Origin of the sequence: Acidovorax sp., from assembly GCF_046339755.1 — a bacterium.
In the GTDB taxonomy this organism is placed as follows: domain Bacteria; phylum Pseudomonadota; class Gammaproteobacteria; order Burkholderiales; family Burkholderiaceae_C; genus Acidovorax.
In genome coordinates this window covers 1-4,168 of sequence record NZ_JBKDTZ010000263.1, presented here as the reverse complement: position 1 = coordinate 4,168, position 4,168 = coordinate 1, and the positions used below count along the sequence as shown (strand labels likewise).

Genomic DNA, 4,168 nt, shown 5'->3' with positions numbered 1-4,168 from the left:
GCTGGCGGCTACTTCGACATCAACAACCAGCCCATCATCGACCCCACGGTGCCTGGCAAGGAACGCCAGTACTACTCCGACTCGCCGGACGGCACCTCGCTGCTGACCGTGCCCAACGCCAAGGTCGACGGCGTCAAGGGCAACCACGTGTTCGCCGTGGTGCAGTTCGAATACACCACCTGGGCCCAGGACGGCAAGACCGACATGTACGGCAAGCTGCCTTCGCCCATCGCCGTGCTCACGCTGGACCAGGACCCCAACACCGGCAAGCTCAGCCTGGTGAAGTACCACAACGTGGACACCTCCAAGGTGCACGGCCTGTGGATCACCTGCGGCGCCAGCCTGTCTCCCTGGGGCACCCACCTGTCGAGCGAAGAGTACGAACCCGACGCGTTCACCATCGCCAGCAACACCCAGTTCCAGGCCTACGCCAAGAACCTGTACGGCGACGCGAGCCGCGCCAACCCCTACCACTACGGCCACATGCCCGAAGTGACGGTGAACCCCGACGGCACCGCCAGCATCAAGAAGCATTTCTGCATGGGCCGCATCTCGCACGAGCTGGTGCAGGTCATGCCCGACCAGCGCACCGCGCTGATGGGTGACGACGCCACCAACAGCGCCTACTTCGTGTTCGTGGCCGACCGCGAGAAGGACCTGTCCTCGGGCACGCTGTACGCCGCCAAGGTCGGTGCCGGCTTCACCGTGGATGCCAAAGCCACCGCCGGCGCACCGCTGACCTGGATCAAGCTCGGCTCGGCCACCAGCGCCGAGATCGAGAACCTGGCCAACACGCTCAAGCCCACGGACATCATGACCGTGGCCACCACCAACCCGAACGACGCCAGCTACACCCGCATCGTGTCCAACGGCAAGGAAGAGTGGATCAAGCTCAAGCCGGGCATGGAAAAGGCCGCCGCCTTCCTGGAAACCCACCGCTACGCCGCCTTCGTGGGCGCGAGCATGGGCTTCACCAAGATGGAAGGCACCACCGTCAACGCCAAGGACAAGATCGCCTACTCGGCCCTGCAGAACGTGCAGACCTCGATGGTGGCCGGCAATGCCCTGAACGTGGCGGGCAACGGCGTGTCCGTGCCCAAGGCCATCAACGCCGGCGCCGTGATGGCGCTGAACCTGCGCGGCGGCCAGAAGGACACGGCCGGCGGCACCATCAACAGCGAGTGGATGCCCGTGGACACCAAGGCCCTGCTGGTGGGCGAGGACATCGCGGCCGACGCCCTGGGCAACACGGCCAACCCGAACAACATCGGCAACCCCGACAACCTCAAGTTCTCGGAAAAGATGCGCACGCTGTTCATCGGCGAAGACAGCAGCCAGCACGTGACCCACTTCCTGTGGGCCGACAACGTGGACACCAAGCAGCTGTCGCGCCTGATGTCCATCCCCGCAGGCGGCGAATCCACCGGCCTGCATGCCGTGGACGAGATCAACGGCTGGACCTACATCATGAGCAACTTCCAGCACGCCGGTGACTGGGGTGCCATCCACAACGTGGTCAAGCCCACGCTGGATCCGCTGATCATCGCCAATTACAAGAACAAGACCGCCTCCGCGGTGGGTTACCTCACGGCCACCCCCAAGCAACCACGCCTGGGCTGATCGCAAAGATCGGTTGGTCTCAAGTCATGGGATGCCGCGCCTGGCGCGGCTGGACGGGGCCCTGCAGCAATGCAGGGCCCCGTGCCTTTTCAGGGGTTGGGCAGCGCACCAGGCGCATGGCAATGCCCTTTTTGCACCAATGCAAATAAATCCCATTCTTATAATCAATGCGTACAAGGGCGCCCGCACCGCGGTGCACCGTTTGTTGACCTCCGGGCATTCGCCCCCTCGACACCCACCGGACCCACAGCCTGGCGCACGCCAGGCTGGTGCGCTCCGGGCAGGTCTGCCTTGTCACCCGTTTTCGTTTTGAGGAGAAACGCATGAAAACCACGCTGTTGCACACCACCACCCTGGCTGCGGCCCTGATCGCTGCCAGTCCCCTGGGCTTGATGGGTGTGGCGCAGGCGCAAGGCACGGCCGCCCAAGCCCAGCAGGCCGTCACGCCGGCCGCGGTCGCTGCGCAATACGCCACGCTGGTGCATGCCAACTACGAAGACACGCTGGCCAGCGCCAAGGCCATGCAGGCCGCGATCAAGGCGTTCACGGCCCAGCCGTCGGCCGAAACCCTGGCCGAGGCGCGCAAGACCTGGCTGGCCGCGCGCGAGTTCTACGGCCAGACCGAGGCCTTCCGCTTCTACGGCGGCCCCATCGACGACGACAAGGGCCCCGAAGGCCAGCTCAACGCCTGGCCCATGGACGAGTCCTACGTGGACAGCGTGGAAGGCAAGCCCAAGGCCGGCTTGATCAACAACCGCAAGATCGCCATCACCAAGAAGGCGCTGGCAGCGCAGAACGAGCGCGGCGGCGAGGAGAACATCGCCACCGGCTGGCATGCCATCGAGTTCCTGCTGTGGGGCCAGGACCTGTCCGAAACCGGTCCGGGCAACCGCAGTTTCGAATACTTCGTGGACGGCAAGAAGCCGAACGCCGACCGCCGCCGCCAGTACCTCACGGTGGTGACCGAACTGCTGATCGACGACCTGTCCTTCCTCGTGAAGTCCTGGGCCCCCGAAGGCAAGTCCAACTACCGAGCGAAGTTCACCAAGGGCAACATGGACCCGGTGCGCAAGATGCTCGTGGGCCTGGGCTCGCTCTCGCGCGGCGAACTGGCCGGCGAGCGCCTGGAAGTGGCCCTGAACAGCCAGGACCAGGAGGACGAGCACTCGTGCTTTTCGGACAACACGCACCGCGACGCCGTGACCAATGCCAAGGGCATCCAGAACGTCTGGCTGGGCGAGTACCAGCGCGCCGACGGCAGCGTGGTCAAGGGCGCATCGCTGCGCGACCTGGTGGCCGCCAAGAACCCGGCGCTGGCCGAGAAAACCACCCAGCAGATCGCCGCCTCGGTGGCGGCTGCCGAAGGCATCCAGGCGCCTTTCGACCGTGAGATCATTGGCGGCAAGGACGCGCCGGGCCGCCAGCGCATCCAGAAGACCATCGACAGCCTGACCCAGCAAAGCAAGGACCTCGTGGAAGCCGCCAACGCCATCGGCATCACCAAGCTCACGCTGGTCCAGCCGTGAGGCCCCCTGCGCTTCCCTGTCGTTCCATGTCCCTTTTGCAAGCCCCTCACCGCCGGCGCGCCCTGCGCCTGGCGGTTGCCAGCATCGGCCTTGCGGCCCTGGGCGGCCTCATGGCCGACACCCCTGCCGACCCGCTCGGCGAGAAGGTCGGCGGCAACACCACGGTGTTCGCCACGGGCCGCAATGCCTTTTCCTTCCCCGCCGCCAACCTGGACGATGCGGAGCGCACGCGCTTCGTGATCGGCAATTCGTTCTTCCGCCGCAATTGGGTGGAGGCGCCGGCCTCGACCAAGGCGCGCGACGGCCTGGGGCCGCACTTCATCGCGCGCTCGTGCGGCGGCTGCCATGTGCAGGACGGCCGGGGCGAGCCGCCAGCCATCTTCAACCGCCTGGGCGAGACCAAGGACCCGACCGTGGCCCTGCTGATCCGGCTGTCCATCCCCGGCACGGACGCGCATGGCGGGCCCAAGCACGACCCGGTCTACGGCGACCAGTTCAACAACGCAGGCGTCCAGGGCGTCAAGCCCGAGGGCCGCGTGACCCTGCGCTACAAGACCATCAAGGGCAAGTTCGCCGACGGCACACCCTACGAACTGCTCGACCCGAGCTACGGCTTTGCCGACCTCGGCTATGGCCCGATGCACCCCGAGATCATGGTGAGCCCGCGCATCGCGCCGCAGATCATCGGCGTGGGCCTGCTCGAAGCCATTGCCGAAGCCGACATCCTGGCCACCGCGGCCGACCAGGCCGCGGCGGGCGGCCCGATCAAGGGCGTGCCCAACCGCGTGTGGGATGCGCCCTCGGTCCAGATGATGCTCGGCCGCTTAGGCTGGAAGGGCAATGTCGCCACCATCGCACACCAGACCGGCGGCGCCTTCCAGGGCGACATGGGCATCACCTCCAAGCATTTTTCCAACGAGACCTGCACCCCCACGCAGAAGGACTGCCTGGCCGCGCCGAGCGGCAAGAGCGCCGCCGCGCAGGGCCAGCCGGGCGTGGAGATCGACGACAAGACCTTTGAC

The 4,168-nt window shown here is 66.3% G+C and carries 3 protein-coding genes; all 3 read left to right on the top strand.

The window, feature by feature from the left end; translation table 11 throughout:
- Window positions 1-1,620: PhoX family protein (locus ACK59X_RS22970; RefSeq protein WP_409960696.1), on the top strand; the 1,620-nt coding region annotated here is incomplete at its 5' end.
- Window positions 1,621-1,943: 323 nt separating this feature from the next.
- Window positions 1,944-3,146 carry an imelysin family protein gene (locus ACK59X_RS22965; protein WP_409960695.1) on the top strand — a complete coding sequence of 401 codons (1,203 nt, stop codon included), beginning with the start codon at window positions 1,944-1,946 and terminating at the stop codon, window positions 3,144-3,146.
- A gap of 26 nt (window positions 3,147-3,172) precedes the next feature.
- On the top strand, window positions 3,173-4,168 hold a 996-nt coding region (locus tag ACK59X_RS22960), incomplete at its 3' end, for a di-heme oxidoredictase family protein (RefSeq protein ID WP_409960694.1).

What these genes read in the sequence shown, in the direction of transcription:
- ACK59X_RS22965 (WP_409960695.1), top strand. Translation starts at nt 1,944, where the DNA reads ATGAAAACCACGCTGTTGCACACCACCACCCTGGCTGCGGCCCTGATC.